General features: G+C 45.7%; 16 protein-coding genes. 7 read left to right on the forward strand and 9 right to left on the reverse strand.

From position 1 onward, the window contains the following. Nucleotides 1-5: 5 nt before the first annotated feature. The 5 genes from EDI28_RS15965 to EDI28_RS15985 all read right to left on the reverse strand — a co-directional run bounded on the left by EDI28_RS15965 (nucleotide 6) and on the right by EDI28_RS15985 (nucleotide 5,995). On the reverse strand, nucleotides 6-989 hold the full coding sequence (locus EDI28_RS15965) for a CobW family GTP-binding protein (RefSeq protein WP_128784882.1): 984 nt from the start codon (nucleotides 987-989) through the stop codon (nucleotides 6-8). 77 nt (nucleotides 990-1,066) lie between these two features. Continuing rightward, nucleotides 1,067-3,124: an acetoacetate--CoA ligase gene (locus EDI28_RS15970; protein ID WP_199287446.1), complete on the reverse strand. Its 2,058-nt coding sequence runs from the start codon at nucleotides 3,122-3,124 to the stop codon at nucleotides 1,067-1,069. A 13-nt stretch (nucleotides 3,125-3,137) separates the two neighbouring features. Then, the gene (gene maiA / locus EDI28_RS15975) at nucleotides 3,138-3,761 is read right to left on the reverse strand and encodes a maleylacetoacetate isomerase (protein ID WP_128784883.1); all 624 of its coding nucleotides are present in this window, start codon (nucleotides 3,759-3,761) and stop codon (nucleotides 3,138-3,140) included. 11 nt (nucleotides 3,762-3,772) lie between these two features. After that, a complete protein-coding gene (locus EDI28_RS15980) occupies nucleotides 3,773-4,795 on the reverse strand; it encodes a fumarylacetoacetate hydrolase family protein (RefSeq protein ID WP_128784884.1) in 1,023 nt (340 codons plus the stop codon). A gap of 69 nt (nucleotides 4,796-4,864) precedes the next feature. Beyond that, nucleotides 4,865-5,995: a homogentisate 1,2-dioxygenase gene (locus EDI28_RS15985; RefSeq protein WP_128784885.1), complete on the reverse strand. Its 1,131-nt coding sequence runs from the start codon at nucleotides 5,993-5,995 to the stop codon at nucleotides 4,865-4,867. Between the two features lie 368 nt (nucleotides 5,996-6,363). On the opposite strand from EDI28_RS15985, the gene phhA reads away from it, so the two are divergent. The 5 genes from phhA to EDI28_RS16010 all read left to right on the forward strand — a co-directional run bounded on the left by phhA (nucleotide 6,364) and on the right by EDI28_RS16010 (nucleotide 11,421). Then, entirely contained in the window at nucleotides 6,364-7,176 is an 813-nt protein-coding gene (gene phhA / locus EDI28_RS15990; RefSeq protein ID WP_128784886.1) for a phenylalanine 4-monooxygenase, read from the forward strand. After that, nucleotides 7,169-7,519, forward strand: coding sequence for a 4a-hydroxytetrahydrobiopterin dehydratase (locus EDI28_RS15995; protein ID WP_128784887.1), 351 nt, complete (start codon nucleotides 7,169-7,171; stop codon nucleotides 7,517-7,519). The genes phhA and EDI28_RS15995 overlap by 8 nt, the downstream gene beginning before the upstream one ends. Nucleotides 7,520-7,839: 320 nt before the next feature. Then, complete coding sequence (locus EDI28_RS16000) at nucleotides 7,840-9,156, forward strand: paraquat-inducible protein A (RefSeq protein ID WP_128784888.1); 1,317 nt, start codon at nucleotides 7,840-7,842, stop codon at nucleotides 9,154-9,156. A gap of 34 nt (nucleotides 9,157-9,190) precedes the next feature. Further along, nucleotides 9,191-10,837: an intermembrane transport protein PqiB gene (pqiB, locus tag EDI28_RS16005; protein WP_128784889.1), complete on the forward strand. Its 1,647-nt coding sequence runs from the start codon at nucleotides 9,191-9,193 to the stop codon at nucleotides 10,835-10,837. After that, nucleotides 10,837-11,421 (forward strand): PqiC family protein, encoded by a 585-nt coding sequence (locus tag EDI28_RS16010; protein WP_128784890.1) that lies wholly within the window; start codon nucleotides 10,837-10,839, stop codon nucleotides 11,419-11,421. The genes pqiB and EDI28_RS16010 overlap by 1 nt, the downstream gene beginning before the upstream one ends. A gap of 100 nt (nucleotides 11,422-11,521) precedes the next feature. On the opposite strand, the gene EDI28_RS16015 is transcribed toward EDI28_RS16010, so the two are convergent. Continuing rightward, entirely contained in the window at nucleotides 11,522-11,737 is a 216-nt protein-coding gene (locus EDI28_RS16015; protein WP_128784891.1) for an acetyltransferase, read from the reverse strand. Nucleotides 11,738-11,961: 224 nt separating this feature from the next. Here EDI28_RS16015 and EDI28_RS16020 point away from each other — a divergent pair, with 224 nt between their 5' ends. Then, a complete protein-coding gene (locus EDI28_RS16020) occupies nucleotides 11,962-12,867 on the forward strand; it encodes an ROK family protein (protein ID WP_128784892.1) in 906 nt (301 codons plus the stop codon). An 83-nt stretch (nucleotides 12,868-12,950) separates the two neighbouring features. Here EDI28_RS16020 and EDI28_RS16025 read toward each other — a convergent pair whose 3' ends face one another. Together EDI28_RS16025 and EDI28_RS16030 are read right to left on the reverse strand one after the other, a co-directional pair. Continuing rightward, nucleotides 12,951-14,003 carry a porin gene (locus EDI28_RS16025; protein WP_128784893.1) on the reverse strand — a complete coding sequence of 351 codons (1,053 nt, stop codon included), beginning with the start codon at nucleotides 14,001-14,003 and terminating at the stop codon, nucleotides 12,951-12,953. A gap of 4 nt (nucleotides 14,004-14,007) precedes the next feature. Then, nucleotides 14,008-14,487, reverse strand: a complete 480-nt coding sequence (locus EDI28_RS16030; protein ID WP_128784894.1) for a hypothetical protein — start codon at nucleotides 14,485-14,487, stop codon at nucleotides 14,008-14,010. 103 nt (nucleotides 14,488-14,590) lie between these two features. Here EDI28_RS16030 and EDI28_RS16035 point away from each other — a divergent pair, with 103 nt between their 5' ends. After that, nucleotides 14,591-17,242 (forward strand): hybrid sensor histidine kinase/response regulator, encoded by a 2,652-nt coding sequence (locus EDI28_RS16035; RefSeq protein ID WP_128784895.1) that lies wholly within the window; start codon nucleotides 14,591-14,593, stop codon nucleotides 17,240-17,242. Nucleotides 17,243-17,868: 626 nt separating this feature from the next. On the opposite strand, the gene EDI28_RS16045 is transcribed toward EDI28_RS16035, so the two are convergent. Further along, the gene (locus EDI28_RS16045) at nucleotides 17,869-19,029 is read right to left on the reverse strand and encodes an MFS transporter (RefSeq protein ID WP_128784896.1); all 1,161 of its coding nucleotides are present in this window, start codon (nucleotides 19,027-19,029) and stop codon (nucleotides 17,869-17,871) included. Between the last annotated feature and the right edge of the window lie 621 nt (nucleotides 19,030-19,650).

Below are 19,650 nucleotides of genomic sequence, written 5' to 3' on the forward strand. Positions count from 1 at the left end.
TTAAATTATGATTGAACTGAGGTTAACGAGCACAAAATCTGCTCTAGCTCATCCCAAGGCAGCGGCTCTTTATCGATAAACTCAATCCGCGATTCGAAGCCTTCCAGTGACAGCTCGTTGACAGAAACGACCTGGTTGACCACGTTGAAGGCATAGCAGCCACGCTCTGTATTCACAACGGCCTTGACGCGTTGGGCATTCACATTGGAAAGCAGGGTAAATAGTTTTGAAAAGTTGAAGATCTGATCTGCGGCAAAGAACCAGCCGCAACTTCGGTAACCCTGTCCGCTGTTTTCTCGGCGAGCAAAGATTTCTCCCGGTGCCAATTCAAATTCCTCGAGCGGAGCTGTTGCATCGTGACCGTGGTGGTGGTGACTATGTTCCGCTTGACGCTCAGTACGTTCGATAGCTAGCCAATCGAGATTAAGCTGTCCTTGCTCGACTTTGCCAATGGCCGCTTTTGCCGGCTCGAATTTGGCGGCAAATACATCAAAGGCGTCAAGGTCTTCGGCGGTACATTGGTCAATCTTATTGGCGACAACCACATCGGCCAGTGCCAGTTGATCCTGGAAATTTTGGTTATCGGTATATTGGGTATCGGAAAAATGACGAGGGTCGGCTACTGTGATAGTTGCCTTCAGGTCGATATAGTTACGATAGCTGTCTGATGTCAGCTTGGCTATGACCTCTTTCGGGTGACCAAGGCCGGTAGGTTCAAGCAGCAACCGGTCAGGTTTTTGTGCAAGCAATGCATTGATGCCAACGGACATCGGTAGGCCCGCTACACAGCACATGCAGCCCCCAGGGACTTCCTTCACGATAGCACCCTGCTGATCCAAAATTGCACCATCAACGCCGACATTGCCGAATTCGTTGATCAGAATCGCCCATTTTTCATTTTCCGGCTTGCGTGCCAGCAGGGAAAGAATGGAGGTCGTTTTTCCGGCCCCTAAAAAGCCGGTGATGATGTTGGTCGGAATGCGCTTCATGTGGGTAACAGTTCTCCTTGTAGCCTGATGAAGCCATCATATCATTCAATAAACCTGTCCGAGCCCGAACAGCCAACTTATTTTGTTACATCTTGTAGTTCCGGATGATTTTTATACTGTTCAAGTGCTTGCGGGTTTGCCAGAGCGCCGACATTCTTGACTGGCTGGTGATGGATGATGTTCCGGACGGCCAATTCAACCAATTTTCCCGACTTGGTACGGGGAATATCGGTAACTTCCAATATGACTGCTGGTACATGGCGAGGTGAGCAATGGTGCTTGATACGCTGGCAAATGGTGACCTTCAGCTCATCATCCAGTTCATATCCCTCGGTGAGCTGGACAAAGAGCACCACCCGGACATCATTATGCCAGTGTTGACCGATGACGACCGAGTCGACAATTTCGCTGAGCGGATTCACCTGGTGATAGATTTCGGCTGTGCCTATTCGGATGCCGCCCGGGTTGAGTACGGCATCGGAGCGGCCGTAAAATGTTATCCCACCAGTTTCGCTGAGCTCGACAAGGTCGCCATGGTGCCAGATATTGGGAAAGGTACTCCAATATGCATGGTGATAGCGGTTGCCGTCAGGGTCGTTCCAAAAGCCAACCGGCTGATTGGGGAAGCTATTGCAGCAAACCAGCTCGCCCTGCTGCTGCTGAAACAGTGATCGGCCGTTATCATCGAACACCTGCACATCCATACCGAGTGCTCTTCCTTGGCATTCTCCCCGATAGACTGGGTTGAGAGGATTGCCGATGGCAAAACAACCGCAAATGTCTGTCCCGCCGGATATAGAAGCAAGCTGTAAATCGGGTTTTATTGCGCGATAGACATAGTCAAACTGTTCGGGAGCCAGCACCGAACCTGTAGAGCACAAGGTCTTGAGCGCCGATAAGTTATGGTGAGATGCCGGTTGATAACCTTGCTTTTCCAGTGCCTCCAAGTATTTCGCCGAAGTACCAAACAGGTTGATTGATTCCAGCTCGGCCATATCCCAGAGTACATTGCCATCGGGAAAGAAGGGCGAGCCATCATAAATCACCAGACTGGCCCCCGAGGCCAGGCCGCTGATCATCCAGTTCCACATCATCCAGCCACAGGTAGTGAAATAAAACAAACGGTCTCCCGGTTTGATATTGCTGTGCAATTGATGCTCTTTCAGGTGGTTGAGCAAGGTTCCGCCAGTACTGTGGACGATGCATTTGGGTTGCCCCGTAGTGCCTGATGAATAGAGAATATAGAGCGGATGATTAAACGGAACCTGGGTGAAAGAAAGAGGGCGGACAGGGTATCGCTCAAGAATATCAGGCCAATATGATGTCGTTAACTGCTGCTGGCTGAGCTGCTGGACAAAGTGATCATCTACGTTGCTTTCTGTATAGGGGATGATCAGTAACTGTTCAATACTGGGAAGGTGGGTCAGAATTTCATTGACTTTCCCGAGGCTGTGATGGGTTTTCCCATTGTAAAAGTAGCCGTCGGCGCAGATCAAAATCTTGGGTGCTGTTTGGCCAAATCGCTCGACGACACTATCAACGCCAAAATCTGGCGAGGTAGAGGTCCATATTGCACCCAGCGAAGTAGTAGCAAGCATCGCAACTATTGCCTGTGGGATATTGGGGATATAGGCGGCAACGACATCGCCTTGTTCTATCCCTTTATCAGCCAGAAAGGCGGCCATTTGAGAGGTTTGGCGGTATAGCTGTTGCCAGCTAAGGTGCTGGCGTCGCTCGAGATCCCCTTCGCAGTGGAAGATAATGGCATCGGCAGCCGCGTGGCGATCCCAGTTTTTAAGCAGGTTTTCGGCAAAGTTGAGCGTGGCGTGAGGAAACCATTGGGTTTCTTTGGCTGGATATTTGCTGTGGGGAGGACAAAAGGATACAGGTTTGCGTTTGTCTCCCTGAACATCGCAGAAATCCCATACCAGCTCCCAGAATTCTTCGCTGTGTTCGATGGTCCAGTGATGGAGCTGATTGTAATCATGAAACAGGGTGTTCTTCTTCTCACTGAGCTCGACCATGAATTGATACAGCTGGCTGTTATGAATACGCTCTTTTTCTGGCATCCACATCATTTGTGACTGAGGAACAGCACTTGCCTGAAAAGCCGGATCGTCACTGTTATCTGTCATCATCTCTTCCTTGTTAAGTCTGGGCGTCCGGGTGGGCACGAACAAAAGCCTCGAGGTGCAGGCAGTGCTGTTCTATGCGGAGCAGGGTTGGGTACGGACCGACATCGAAACCAAAACGGCGGGCGTTATAGATTTGCGGTAACAGGCAAATATCGGCCATTGTTGGTGTATCACCACAGCAAAAATGATGGGTATCGGAGCTCAATAGTGCTTCAAGCGTCTGAAATCCACGGCTTAGCCAATGGTGATACCAAATCATTTTTTCATTTTGGTTTACACCGAACTCACTGTGGAGGTAGTTCAGTACCCGTAGGTTGTTCAATGGGTGAATATCGCAGGCGATAGAAAGTGAGATCTCCCTGCACTTGGCTTTTTCCCAACGTGAACTTGGAAAAATAGAAGGTTCAGGATAACAATCTTCCAGATATTCCATGATGGCAATTGACTGTCCTAGCATGCCCCTGTCCGTATCCAAACCTGGAACCAGCGCACTGGGATTCAGCGTGGTGTAACTGGCACTGCATTGCTCATTATCCAGCAGTGAAACGGGGCATTGCTCGTAGTTTAGCCCTTTAAGGTTTAACGCAATGCGTACCCGGTATGAGGCGGAGGAGCGGTAATAGTCGTAGAGCTTCATGATTTCCCCACTCAGGTTGGTTTGTGGTGGTTTAGGTCTTCATCATGGTAGCGATGTTCATAACGTGCCACTTTTTGCTCTATTGCGCCGAATATGGATTGGCCGTTGTCGTCGAACATTTCAATTCTGACTGTGTCACCAAAGCGCATGAACGGAGTCTGGGCGACACCATTGTCAATGATTTCCAGCATCCGACGCTCAGCAAGGCAACATGAACCACTGGATTTGTCCTTGTTCGAGACTGTCCCTGAGCCAATAATTGCCCCGGCACTCAGTGGACGGCTTTTGGCAGCATGCTGCACCAGTTCGGCAAAGTTGAATGTCATGTCGGTGCCGGCATGAGGCTGACCAAACAAGGTGTTATTGTGATGAACTGTCAGGCGGTGGTGCACTTTGTAGTCATGCCAGCTTTTGCCTAGTTCATCGGGTGTTACTGCCACCGGAGAAAAAGCCGAAGTCGGCTTAGACTGGAAGAAACCAAAGCCCTTGGCCAGTTCCGCCGGGATCAGGTTGCGCAGCGAGATATCATTAACCAGCATCAGCAGCTTGATGTGACCATGTACCTCCTCGGTGCGGATACCCATATCGACGTCATTGGTGATAATGGCGATCTCGGCTTCGAAATCGATGCCCCAGTTCTCATCAGCCATTTCGATATCCTGGGTCGGGGCGAGAAAAGCATCGGACATCCCCTGGTAGATCAGCGGGTCGGTCCAGAAGCTCTCCGGCATGTCGGCACCGCGGGCTTTGCGCACTAGCTCGACATGATTGACATAGGCACTACCGTCGGCCCATTGGTACGCCCGGGGTAGGGGAGAAGAGCAGAGAGCTGGATTGAACGGGAAGACATCACGGGCAACACCGTCATTGAGGTTACGGTATAGGTGCTGTAGATCTCCTTCAACCTGATCCCAGTTGTCGAGAGCAAATTGTAGGGTAGGAGCAATGTCGTGTGCATGCACGGCTTGGGCTAAATTGCGAGAGACAACCACCAGTTGTCCGTCACGACCATGATTTAAAGAAGCTAGTTTCACTCTCGACTCCTTATTTACAATGTAAATTTTTTCATCGAATTAATCGTAGCCATCATTACAGTGAACGGCCTACTTTCTACTTAACCATGAATAAACATAGTCTTTATTTTCAACACCTTCAGGTAAATCCGCCATTTCCAGCGGCCAGCGGGTATCGATCATTACCGCGACTTCATCTGTTTCCTTCTTTGGGTTTTCCATACTGCTGGCCAGTGCCTTGGGGTGCGGGCCATGCGAAAATCCGCATGGATGATGGGTGATCATGCCGGCTTCAATATTATCCCGACTGAAGAAGTTACCTCTGTGGTAGAACAGCACTTCGTCATAGTCATCGTTGTTGTGATAAAACGGCACTTTCAGGGCGTTGGGATCGCTTTCAATTGGCCGAGGCACGAACGTGCAGATCACGAAACCATTTGCCACAAAGGTGGAATGTGCCGAAGGGGGGAGGTGGTAACGATGGCTCATTAATGGCCGGATATCACGCCAGTTAAGTTTGAAAACAGTCAGGTTACCCTTCCAGCCCTGTGCATCCAGCGGATTGAATGGATAGGTAATGGTATTGAGCTGATTGCGGGCTTTGAGCCGTACCTGCCATTGTTGATCTGCATTTTGCTGGGCTAAAAAAGCCTTATCAATTCGGGCATACTCCAATATGGCGGGATCATATATCGCATGCTGGCCAACCAAGCCGCGTTCTGCCATCTGGTAACCGTTGTTCGTTGCCTCTATTAGCAGCATGGAAACCGGCTCTTCAATGTCGATTCGCCAGTTTGTTGCACGAGGGATTACAATATAGTCACCGTCACGAAACGAGAGGTGGCCATAGTCACAGAATAGCTGACCACAGCCTTGATGAATGAACAGTACTTCATCACCGTCACCGTTGCGGACCAGATGATCCATACTCTGCTGGCTGTTCCACACTCGTATCTTCAGGTTGCTGTTGTGTAGCAGTAACGACGCATCCCAGGGAGTAACACCTTGCTGTTCTAGCTTAGTGGTATCTATAGCGCGGGGGCGAAGCGGGCCTTCCCATTGTGTCCATCCCGTTGGCGGGTTGGCATGATACATGTGGCTGGCCGGGCCAAAGAAACCTTCCTTGCCACATTCACGTTCAAATGTCCCTTCAGGTAAATCACAGTGAGCTTGACGGGAGGCCTTTCCTTCAATGATAGGAAACTGAAACCAGTGCCGCATTGCATTATCCTTAGGTTAATATTTGGTTAACTCAATATAATAACTCTGGCTGAGCTCGAACAAACAAGCAACTCTGTTTGGATTATTTTATTCGCTTCAGTGTGCGGATTGTTTTACATAACTATCTATTTAATAACGCTATATTTCTTATGTATAAGAACGCTTCCAAGGACGGGGGCTGGACCGTGGCTTAAATCCAGATGTAAAATATTTGTTACGCCGTTGCGTTTTTGTGTTTCCCCCGAGGTGGTTTCATAGTGGCCAGTTAAACACCTAACCTTAATGAAGATAGAGGGATTTCAGAATTGGATATGGGAGTAATTGAAGATTGCCAGGGTGAGGCGAACAGACAATAAGTGGGTTATTTTATGGGTGTTGCGAATAAATATGTATCAAAGAAGCCAGATAAAAACGGCTTTATTGACTGGAGTAAAGAAGAAGACCAAATTTGGCATGACTTGGTGATACGACAGCTCAATAGTATTGATGGTCGGGCCTGCGATGAATATATCGAAGGGTTGGATTTACTTAATTTGCCCCTGGATCGCGTGCCGCAGATCGAAGAAATTAATAGGGTACTGCGGGAAACAACGGGTTGGGAGTGTGTCGAAGTACCTGCATTGATCAACTTCGATCGCTTCTTTAGCCTGCTTTCCAACAAGCAGTTTCCTGTTGCTACCTTTTTACGATGCCGCGAAGAATTTGATTACTTGCAGGAACCAGACTTTTTCCATGAGATTTTTGGTCATTGCGCGATGCTAACCAATCCGGCTTTTGCAGAGTTCACCCATACTTACGGACGACTGGGGTATGAAGCCAGCAATGAAGATCGCGTGTATCTGGCCCGCTTGTATTGGTTTACGGTTGAGTTTGGCCTTTTACGGCGGGATAACCATTTGAGAATTTATGGGGGGGGTATTCTGTCATCGCCTGGTGAAACAGAGTATGCAGTCAGCGGCGATAAACCCATTTATCGTCCGTTTGAACCGGTAGATATAATGCGCACGCCTTACCGCATCGATATTATGCAGCCAATATATTTTGTGCTAGATAATATTGACCAGCTTTACGAACTGGCTCAGAAAGACATCATGAGTATGGTGCTAGAGGCCAAATCATTGGGCTTGCATGAGCCTATGTTTTCACCAAAGAATAAGGAGATTGTGGGAGACTATGTCTGAATTATATCAATTGAAGTGTGAAGCTTGCCAGCCCGGGGCGCCGATGGTTACGGAACGTGAAATGATTGAGCTGTCCCAGAATATCCCTGGATGGGATGTATTTGACAGGGAGGGAATAAAGCAGCTTGAACGGGCCTATAGTTTTAAGAACTTTAAGCATGCATGGGCATTTGCTGACAAAGTGGCAGAGCTTGCCGAAGAAGAATTCCACCATCCGGCAATTACCTTGGAGTGGGGGAAAGTGACTGTTTGCTGGTGGAGTCACTCAGTAAAAGGTTTACATAAAAATGATTTCATCTGTGCAGCCAAAACTGATTTTATCTTTCAATCGCTGGGTATGTAGGTGTAAGACGGCATTTACCAAGGATAGCTCCATATAACCATATATTTTATATGGTCATAAAATGTTTAACTATACTAAGGGATAGTAGTGTTATTGCTTTATCGAATGACTTGATCCATCCATAAGTAGACTTGCTCATATGAGCATCTTAGTAACTAGACGTTCACTTTATCTTGCTTTACTTAACCTCCTTCCGGGAGGTTTTTTATTTTCCGCGGTCAAGATAGCTATATATCAAGGCTTTATCTCAATTTTGTACGAGCTTTTTTCTGAGGCTTTCTATACTTAAACCAAACTGAGTTCCGAGATAAAGGCAGACAATGAGTGAGCAACTGATACCAAAAGTGCTGGTAGGTTGTGAAGAATGCGGCTTGGTGACGGAGCTGCCTGTGCTAACTGGCGGGCAGAAAGCATCTTGTCCCCGGTGCGGGCATACATTGGCAAAGCATATTAGCCAGCCTCTCCAGCGGCCGCTGTCTTATGGTGCCGCCTGTTTAATCATGCTAGTGCTCAGTATTAGTTTTCCGTTTATGTCCTTCAGTGTGCAGGGGATAAGTCAGGAAATAACGCTGCTTCATGCTGCCGAAATGCTCAGTAGCTTTAAAAATAGCTTGTTAGCGGCACTGCTATTGTTGACCGTCGTGATTTTGCCAGCAATTTATATATCAATCGTACTGTATCTCTATTGGACGGCGAGGCAACTGTCTTTATCAGGGCAACAAGCAGTCAGCCAGTTTAAGAAGCGTCTTTGTCGCGGAATGTTTGCGATTGAACCTTGGTTGATGGTGGATGTGTTTCTGATTGGGGTATTAGTAAGCCTTATAAAGATTGCATCTCTGGCTGATGTCGGGCTGGGAATGTCATTTTGGGCGTTCTGTCTGTACACCATGCTGGTTGTTAAATGTGTTTCTATGGTGGATAGAACATGGTTATGGTTACAATTTGTACCTATGCTTTCTTTGCCGGGAATTAAACCGGGCGATAATCATCATTCAGCCAATCATGTGAGTTGCCATACCTGCGCGCAGCTCAACCCAATACCGACAGATTCTCGTACTCGTTGTCTTCGTTGTCATGGCACTTTGCATCCCTACCATCCGCAGCAGAGCCTGCAGCGATCTTGGGCGTTATTAATTGCGGCATTGGTCTTTTTTGTTCCGGCCAACCTGTACCCGATGATGTTTACCGTAAGTCTGGGTAATTCAGAAGGTTCTACGATTCTGGAAGGGGTCGTTTTACTGTGGCAGTTGGGGTCTTATCCTATTGCTGCCGTTATTTTTCTGGCCAGTATTGTGATCCCGTTAGCCAAGATTTTTGCACTGTTTTGGTTGTATATAAACGCACAGCGTGTCGGGGCGATGGATGAACGCCAGGCTATTCAGCGATTGCGGTTATATAGAATGACAGAACTGATTGGCCGCTGGTCAATGATCGATATTTTTGTTGTGGCAATATTGGTGGCATTGGTACAGCTACAAAATTTAATGGCAATTTTTCCGGGACCTGCAGCGCTGTCGTTTGCCTGCGTTGTTATTTTGACCATGTTGTCGGCGATGATGTTTGATCCAAGAATTTTTTGGACAGAGTCAGAGCCGAGTGACTCTTCGATGATAGAGAGCATACAACATGAGAAATAGTGAGTGGTAATTAATAACAAAGAGAAGCCAAATTATGGGTGATAGCAAGCAGGAAAAAGCAGAAGTGCAAGATCTCAAACAGATCTCATCTATCTGGCTTGTTCCGGTAATAGCTTTGGCAATAGGGATCTGGATGCTGGTTCAGTACATTGGAAGTAAGGGGCCAGAAGTGACTTTAATGTTGAGTACCGCGGAGGGGATCGAAGTGGGAAAAACAGAAATTAAAGCGCTTAATGTGAGAGTGGGAGTTATCACGGATGTTCACTTAAATGATGATTACAGCGCAATCATCGCAACAGCGCAGATAGAGAAAGATGCCGCTAGAATGCTGAAAGAGGATACCTTGTTTTGGGTGGTTAAGCCGAGGATTGGCAAAGAAGGGGTCTCTGGCCTCGAGACGTTACTTTCTGGCGCGTATGTTCAGCTTCAGCCGGGAGTTAAAGACGAGGAAAAACTAGAGTTTACCGTCCTGGAAGTACCACCGGTCGCGCCTCCTGATGCGAAAGGGATCCGATTGGTTTTATATCATAATGAGGCAGGAAAATTGGGTGTAGGTGATCCGGTGCTGTATGAAGGCTTTACGGTTGGACGGGTAGAGAAAATGACCTTTGATCCCGAAGCTAAGAAAGCCAATTATCAGCTGTTCATTTTTGAGCCCTACGACAGCCTTATCCGAAAACGTACTCGGTTCTGGCTAACATCCGGTGTCGATTTGCAGATGTCTGCAGAAGGCTTCAACCTGAAGATTGGTTCGATTGAGTCTCTGATCACCGGAGGGGTCAGTTTCAGGGTGCCAAAAGGTAATGAGCCTGGCGAGCTGATAACTAAAGATATGAGTCGGTTCAGGTTGTATAACAATCTCAAGCGGGTCAAAGAGCGTTTCTTTGACGAGTATCTGGAATACGTGATGTTGTTTGACGAGTCGGTTCGAGGGTTAAATACCGGAGCCCCGGTGGAATACCGTGGCATACGAATTGGTACGGTGAGAAAAGTACCGCTGGAGCTTCCAAGGGCCGCAAGTGGCTTCTCGAGTAAGCAGATCCCTGTGCTGGTGCGTATTGAGCTGGGGAGAATTTATGATCATGTTGATTTTGATACCTTGCCACAGCTCAAGACAAATCTGGAACAGGAGTTTAAAGCTGGGCTTCGGGCTTCACTAAAGACAGGTAGCCTGCTAACGGGAGCACTGTTGGTCGATACCGAAGTTTATCCAGAGGAAGAACCTCCGGTGCAATCGCGTTATAGTGGCTATGATGTTTTCCCTACCAAAGCGGGTGGTTTTGCTGAAATTCAGAAACAAATCAGTGCCATATTAAGTAAAATAAATAACCTGCCGGTTGAAGATACGTTGGTGAGCTTAAATAAAAGCCTCAATGCGTCGCAAAAAACCTTACTGGCTACCGAGAAAATGGCTAATGAATTGGCCGTGATTCTGGCGAAGAAAGACACCCAGGCAATACCTGGAGAGGTTCGTGACAGCTTGCAGCAGATCCAAAATACGCTAAATGGCTTTGGGCCGGATGCTGAGCCGTACCGGAACTTGGAACAGGCTTTATCACGCTTTGAGCGAGTGATGACAGAACTTCAGCCGGTACTCCGTCAGATGAATGACAAGCCTAATTCGCTGATATTTTCGGGAGAGAAGGCAAAAGATCCAATTCCTGTCGGGGGGATTAAATAATGAAAAAATGGCGAATTGTATTGGGTGGTATCGTCGGAATTCTTGCAGGATGTAGTAGCCAGCCAGAGCAGGTCAGCAATATTTACCTGTTACCTTCTGGCGGACAGATGACAGTACCGGCGATATCAACGAACCAGCCCTTGCTGGTGGTTCGCCCGGTCGAGATGGCCAATCATTTATCAGGCAATGGGTTGGTTTACCAGCTGAGTGAAACGGAAGTGGTGCAGGCCCAGCAAAACTTGTGGGCCGAAAGTATCAGTGAGCAGCTTACACGCCGGATTAACCATGATCTTCGCCAGAAACAAACCAAGTATTGGCCGACTGAATTGACGCCTGCGTTGGCAACGTCGGGAGTGCCTCGCCTGCAAGTTAAAGTGAGCCAGTTTAATGGGCACTATTCTGGGGTCGCCAAAGTGAGCGGTGAGTGGTTGTTGTTAGACGGTAACGGAGCACTTCAAGGCGTCTATCCTTTCTCCTATCAGGTACCGTTGGAACAAGATGGCTATGATGCTCAGGTCAAGGCACTGTCGGAAGCGATTAACCGGTTAACGTCTCAGATGGCTCAGCGTTTGTCGGTGGGGTAGCTAGCGTTAAATCGCTTTCAGTGCATTTACGCAGGACGTATAGAGCAAGTTATCTCGCCATCGTGCCAAACTAAGCTTGACCTGATGGCGAGTTAGGCCGTTATTTATGCTGGAAGCGGTAGTAACCATTTATCCAGCATTCAGGAAGCTCCTCCCCTGAGGGGAAAGCGAGTGCTTGCTTATCGATTGCAACAGGATCGGCAAGATCTTCCCCTGATTGGAACTGAACTGTGACATTCTGAGAGAAAGGATTGATCAGTGATGACATATCAACCACATCGACCAAATCTCCAGTCCGCGCCTCTTTCAAAAACATACCGAGAGCCTCCGCCGTTACGTAATGATTTATCGCTTAACGGTTTAAGTATGGTCGATTTTGCCGTAATTGGAGGTCGAAGGCCAATACATCAACAGATACGCTTCACTTGCCATTGATCACATATTTTGTAGTAAGGCTAACACAATGATTTTTAATCAGGGTTTACTATGACACTTATGATAACTAAATTTAATCGCTTGATATAAGTCAGTGGAGTTGAAATGGACCGTTTTTATTGGGGCGTCGATTTGGGCGGAACAAAGATTGAATGTGCAGTGATGTCTTATCTGGATGATCAGTGTGTTTTGCGTAAACGAATTGCAACAGAGGGCAACAAAGGCTATGAGCATGTTCTTCATCGGATTAGACTGCTGATTGAGCAGTGTGCCGAGGAAGTCGGTGTTTATCCGGACTGCGTTGGATTCGGAACTCCGGGCACGCTAGATCCACAAACAGGCTTGATGAAAAACTGCAATTCAACGTCATTGAACGGTAAGCCACTTGATAAAGATCTTGAGAGTATATTGCAAACCAAAGTTAAGCTCGCGAACGATGCGAACTGCTTCGCATTGGCAGAAGCTCGTTTGGGTATTGTGCCGCAGGTGAAGCCGGATGCGGAAGTTGTGTTTGGAATTATCATGGGAACCGGGGTCGGCTCAGGGCTTGTAGTAAATGGTCAGTTGATCAATGGCCGTCATGGTATCGCCGGTGAATGGGGGCACAATGTACTCGAAATCAATGGTGCTCCGTGTTATTGCGGAAAATCGGGCTGCTTGGAAACGGTTATTTCGGGAAAAGGTTTAGAAGCCTATTACCAAAGTCTTGCCAATCATGCTGCAACATTGCCTGAAATTGTAGAGCTGGCAGAATCGGGAGAGAGCTACGCCCAACATACTTTAACTCGACTCATTGAGAAATTTGGCCTTGCTGTCGCACAGATAATCAATGTCATTGACCCTGACGTAATTGTCGTGGGTGGTGGAGTTGGCAATATTGATGCGCTCTATGAATACGGACCGAAGGCGATTCAGCGTCATTTGTTTAATCCGGTTCTTGATACTCAGATCGTAAAACCCGCATTGGGTGATAGTGCAGGCGTTTTTGGTGCAGCGATGCTGGTTAAGTAAAAGAGGAGGCGATATGCCTCTTCTTTTCACTTTGTTGAATTATGTTGGTAACTAGGTGATCTCTACATTAACAAGCGAAGAAGCTAGAATACAAAATTAAGCATCAGCGTGTAGAGCTGGGCGTCTTTGTCTTCCCCGGTAAGTTTAGGTGGTGTAATGAATGCACCTGTCGAGAATTTATCGTAGCTACTGCTATCCATATAGATACCCTGCCATTCGGCATTGAGTGAGATGGAGTAGGTGATGTCGTAGCGCAGGCCAGCGGTCAGACTGTTAGTTTGTCTTCGGTGATGGCTTTCACCATATACAAGGTAAGGTGTAAACATTTCATAGTTGTAGGCACCACTGACATACCAATTCGACTGTATTTTATCAGTTTGAATTTCAGCCATAAATTGCCATTTATCGAAAGAGTATTCACCTCCTAGGGTGTATACATTCAATATTTCCGCTGCAGGTGTTGCGGCAGGCAGTTGAGTGAATTTTACATGCGCATACCCAAGGTGAACTCGGTAGTTGAAGCCGCTTAGATCAGCCGAGATTCCCGCGATCCTATCGGTATCAAAAGTTAGTTCATCTTTGCCTAGCTCCGTTTTGTATTCGTGATCAAATGCGTAGTAAAGTGACGCTGTCACTGCGGCTTCATCAGATATGTCTTTCTGCCAAGCGACTGAAAGGCCATCATAAAAGGTGAAACCCATCAGGCTGTCATAAACTTCTTGAGGTGGACGGGCCCAAGTATATGCCTGGCCAACGTAGTAATATTCCGAAACGAGAAACAGCGGAATTCGCAGTCGCCCTCCTTTGAATGAAAAATCATCATACTGATAGGCAAGATATGCCCACTCTATTTCGGGATCTGACCATTCATCCTGAGGCCGTTTAACAACCTGCAAGGAAGCCTTGAGCTCATCGGTAATATTCAAATCAGCTTGAAGACCAACAATGGTATCGCAGTCATAGCAGGTGCTATCGTTGATTTCTCGGTGAACAAATAGAGGTGTACTGTTATCAGACTTGGCGATTGATGTTGACCCGAAACCACTAATTGAAAAGTTATCAGATACTTTAATTGCGGCATTCAAGGAAAATGAAATGCTTATGACCGGTAAAAAAATGAAAGTTGAAATCTTCATAATCTTACTCTCCTTGTAAGATCGTGATAAGAATATTGGCATTTTCTGGGACGGCACTGACTGGTGCGTAAGCAATCCCGTTGGGGTTTTGGTTCAGCCATTCTAGAATATCTTTGATATCATCACTGTCGAGTTCCTCTGGAGGTATTCCTTTGCCAGAAAAAGACAGGCTTGCCCAGTAACCATTCATCTGAGAAATAGATTTCCCGAGTAACATATTATAAAAGTCTTCCCGGTGAATTGAGGTTTCAGGCAAATCAACCAAGACAATTTTAATACTGCCATTTAATTTTTTGGTTCTGCCCTTGTAAAGCATTCTTGTTTTACTTTTACTAAGTGACGGGATCTCATTATTAAGAGAAAAAACAGCAAATTCGACATCTTTTTCATTGCTATTGCTAGCAAGTGTAGAAAAAGACAGCATCAACAGTACTGTTCCAGCAGCAAGAGAAATAAAACTTTTAATGTTCAGTCCTTTGCGCATCGAATAATTCCATTTATCCTAAAATAATTCTAGTATAAAGAATAGTATACATTGATGTGACTACAAATGGACAGAAGCAAAGGTTCACGTTCAAGGAGATGGTATGGGCCTGTTAAATAGAATATCGATAAAAACAAGGCTACTTTTTCTAGTGGTATTGCCGTTAACTTTTTCCTCTATTTTCACAGGGATAGAGCTAAGTGAGCTTTACAGTAAAGTTCACTCTTTGAATAGTTTGAGTGCAAGAGTTCAGTTGCTGGAGAAAACATCGACTTTTGGGATGTTGGTTCATAAGCTAAGAACAAGCAGGTTGCAACAGAAAGAAATCAACCAGGAAAAAGAACAAGCATTTGAATCTGTGTCACAATATTTAAGTTTGCTTTCCGTTGCTTTCAATCCTGCGGAACAGGCTGAAATATCAATTGTTGGCTCGGATATGGTTGAGGTTCTCAATGACTTTGAGGGTGTGGCCAAAGAAGATGTTAGTGATTGGTCTGACTGGGCAACTGATTTGGTTGAGCAATCTCTGGAATTGCTGGAGAAAAGTGTTCTTACAGTTGATAACGCAGAGATAGAGCAAAATCTCTCTATTCTTTATCAGCTTCAGTGGTTGCAATATTGGGCACAGCAAGAAAATTGGTATGTACATTTACTGAATGACCAAGCAACAAGAGATGAATATTATCAGAGTTTATTGGTTACACTTATAGAAAGGCAGCAGCTTTTCATCGAACGTTATTTATCTATTAATGCGACGCCAGGGCAAATTGAGCTATTAAGCAAAACATTTACCAACTCAGCATTTGCCGATAGTTATCAATTACGAAGCACTATTATGACAGGTGTTCAATCTGGTCAGGATATCTCCTATGGGCTGAAGGCCTTCGATGAACGGTTTCGTTTGATTCAGTATGTGGTTAATGAGGTAAGCCAACAGTTAGTGATTGAAGTCAATCACTCGATCGCTCAAGCCAAACAATTGATGACTGTCTATTTAGTCGCTATTGTGCTTTCTTTGCTTGTTATTTGTTATTTAGGTTCAAATTTGACAAGGAGGGTTATTTCGTATCTTGGCCACATACTTAGAACCATGGCTAGAATTGAAGAACAAAGTAATAGCGACTTGCGGATCAAGGAAGATGGCAATGACGAGTTTACCGTTTTTACTCGGCAGCTTAACGTGTTGATTGAAGAACGTAGCCAAAACCAAGCTAATTTGCTTAAAGCAAAGGAAGCGGCAGAAAAAGCCAATATGGCGAAAAGCACATTTCTAGCCAACATGTCCCATGAAATTCGCACGCCTCTTAATGGCATTGTTGGAATGTCCGGAATCCTTGGTGATACTGAGCTTACCCCTTCCCAAGCTGAGTATCTTCAAACGATTGAAACCTCATCCCAGACTTTGTTGCTGCTCATCAACGATATTTTAGATTTGTCAAAAATAGAGTCCGGAAATTTAGTACTAGCCCCCAATGAGTGCGATATCAGTGAAGTAGCCTATGACACGATGAGTATTGTTTTAGCTCGAGGGATGAAATCAAAGTTAGACCTACAGGTTAAGATTGATCCTACTATCCCTCGTTCAGTGATTGTTGATGAGCACCGACTTCGTCAGGTACTTCTGAATTTGATGTCCAATGCCGTCAAGTTTACCACAAGCGGAAGCGTTACTTTGGCGATAGATTGTCAGTTAAAGTCATCTAATAAAGCTGATTTGCTTTTTTCTGTTATCGATACGGGAATTGGGATCGCAAAGGACAAGCAATCTCAGGTCTTTGCACCTTTTGTTCAGGAAGATGGCTCTATTACACGCGAGTTTGGTGGAACCGGACTCGGCCTTGCTATTTGTCGGCAGCTCGTTGAGTTGATGGGAGGAGATATTCAACTGAAGTCAGAGAAGAGAGCCGGTAGTAGCTTTTACTTTAGCTTAGAGGTTGATATTGATACGGCTGTTCCTACATCTTTACAAGAGTTCAGTGATTTACGCTGCCTATTGGTAGGTGATGATCAGGATGCTGTTGCTCTTATCCAGGCTGAATGTGAAAAGTGGGGGATCAACGCAGAGATTGGCACGGATCTGTTGGAGATGAGTTTGGCCTCTGATGGTTATAGCCTCGTTTTATATTGTCAGCAGTCACTTGATTTAACCTTAAGGAATATTCCGATGATAAGGCAGTATTTTCCGGCTGCCGGGCTGGTAATCTGCTGTCGTTATGATGATGCACTCCATGATTTTGGCTCTGATATAGATGGTGTTGTTACTTTACCTATTCTTGGTCAACGATTTACTAAAACGATACATGCAGCAATGAATTCAGTGAACCAGCATCGTGTAGCCAAGAGTGATGCCGTAACGGGAGCTCCGGATAATAAAAGTGTAGTGTTGATTGTAGAAGATAATCTGGTTAACCAGAAAGTAGCCTCATTGTTTTTGGAGAAAGCGGGATACCAGTATGAATTGGCGAACAATGGTCAAGAGGCTGTTGAAGCGATTAAACAAGGAAAGCGTTATACCGCCGTTTTGATGGACTGCATGATGCCCGTAATGGATGGGTTTACGGCAACGGAAGAAATTAGGCGTTGGGAAAGTGACAGTAAGATTGTTAGTCGCTTACCTATTATCGCTTTAACTGCAAGTGTATTGGATGAGGATATCAGCAAGTGCTATGAGGCAGGCATGGATGATTATGTCGCCAAGCCGTTTAAGAAAGAGATTCTGCTAGAGAAATTGGAGTATCAGACTCAATACGCATAAATTGGTTTCCTATTAGCAGGGGAATTATCGCATTGCCTTGTAAGAGATCTCTTACAAAGACGTGGGAAATATGAATAACTTTTGTTGAGAAGTATTCCGTTAGTCATTAAAAATACCATATTTTCAATTGCTTAGCCTTTTGCTTCTTGGTTTTCTAGAAATAGAAATGAAAAATGTGACCTTTGTATGTTGCTTAGATTTTAAATTAACGTAATCTTTACCTCGTCGGAAGGAACTGACGGAACGGAACAGGAAAGCTGCCAGGGACATTGGCAACCTCAGGATGAGGACGGTAGATCAGGAAGATTTATCGAACATGGACTGTGAAGGGACAATCGGATGGAGCCGATATAGCAAATAGGATATTTGCTAGTCAGGACGACAAAATGGACCGCTTCAGGATGAAGTCAGGGACACCTCCAGGAAGGAGATGAGAGTCGAAACAGGAAGTATCGACGGGTCAGGGTTTGACCGAAAGGACATCTCTAGGAAAGAGACTAAAGGACTAAGCTGAAGGAATCAGCTAAATCATGGAATGATGCAGGGAGCACCATAGTAGCCGGATTGCTGCAAGTAAGACCTAAGGGCGCGACGAATGTCGCGCCCGCTCTTTTTTATAGTCCTATCTAATTTGCCAATACCGTTGTTCTCCTATGCATACTTGCGATCAACATATAGAGACTTGTTGCTAGCATTACGAGAAAGATGAAATGCATCACCCCGTGTTGTTTTGCCATAAACGAACTTGCTCCAATCGGGCCAAGCGCAGAACCCAAACTGTAGCTAAATAGCATCACTTGCGTTGCAGAGACGATAAACATCGCATCTATCTCTTCGCAGGCAAGAGTGATAGCGATGGGGTAGAGAGCAAAGGCTGACATCCCCAGCAGTGTCAGTGCGCATACCAAGAGCTGATAGCTACTCGAAAGATAAGTCAAACCAACCCCAAACACCCCCAGTAGTGACATGAGTGCCAGCAGGAGTGTTTTATTCACTCTGACTGAGAGTTTGCTGATAATCGGCTGGATGATCATTCCTCCCATAACTATTGCTGCCATAAGCACACTAATCTGGCTGCTATTGAGCTCACTGTTTTTCAGAGAAAGTGGCATCAACCCATATATTGTGCCCATCACAACGCCTGAAATAATGCAGCCGATGATTGCTGGCTTTTTCAGACGAGTGATATCTCTCGTTGACATCATCAGGTGTTCTTGTTTGCTTGGTTGTCCCTGACGTAGTAATACGGCAGGCAAGGTTGCGGCCAGCAGTAAGCCAAGGATCACAATGAACGGACTAAAGCCTTGGATTCCAATAACGCCAACACCAAGTTGACCGACAGTTGTCCCACCGTAAAGGGATGTCATGTAGATACCAAGACGTTTTGCGCGTTGCTTGGGACAATCACTGATCAGAAGCCAAGATTCAACCACAACAAAGATCCCAGCTACGGCCATTCCGGCAATTAGCCGTGCTAGGAGCCAGGCATCTCTATGAGCAAATATTGGTAGAGCAATAACTGTTGAAGCAAGCAAAACGAGAAAGCCAATAAAGGCAATCCGATGACCGATTTTGTTGATAATTGGTTCTATCATCATAGAGCCAATTAATAAGCCGAGGTAATACGAACTTGCCATCCAGCTTGCGTAATCGGAACTGATCTTAAAGCCAGCAAGAGTTAGAGGGATCAAGCTCATCAAATAACCAGAAGCGACGGCAAACAAAGTAAGCCCAGCAACAGGTACAAAAATACCTTCGCTCCCGCGACAATTAGAGGTCTGTGACACGACCGTTGTCTCCACATCATCAAAGTGAATAAATCTATCTTCTAGTAATTGGCAGACTGGAACTCGTGCCACTCCCAAAGGCGATTGCCTTTGAATACAGGGTGAGAAGATAGTGTACTTGTTGGTTTTCGACCGAAAACAAGTGGAATATGAATATAAACATTGCGTACGTAAAGTGAGAAAAACTAATGCGATATAACGGTTTGGTTTAGATTGAGGTGCAGACAGGAAAAATGGTTTGAGCTGTATTTATCCGAAATTCAGCCACATAAACAAAGTTGATTTAATTGCCTTTAATTACGGCTGTTTAACTTAGTAATGACGGAATAATTAGTGTTTGGTGGGAAATAATCGTTAGAGCTATAACTGAACAATTCAGCCAATATATAATTAAGATTCTGATAACTTTTTATCGCTAATTCTAAATTCTGCTCTTTGAAGTAACTCGATGGATGTTACCAAGGTGAAGTTATTAGGGGGGTATAGCTGACTCCGCTGCATCTCGACAGTGCGTGACTTCCTCTTTAAGGTGCATGATGAGTAATGTACAAACGTAACGTATTGATTTTCAGCTACGAAAAGTTGGCGCTAGTTTTGCTGGATTAAAGTTGTGGTATTACA

The sequence above is a fragment of the Photobacterium chitinilyticum genome (assembly GCF_004104355.1).
GTDB classification, from domain to species: domain Bacteria; phylum Pseudomonadota; class Gammaproteobacteria; order Enterobacterales; family Vibrionaceae; genus Photobacterium; species Photobacterium chitinilyticum.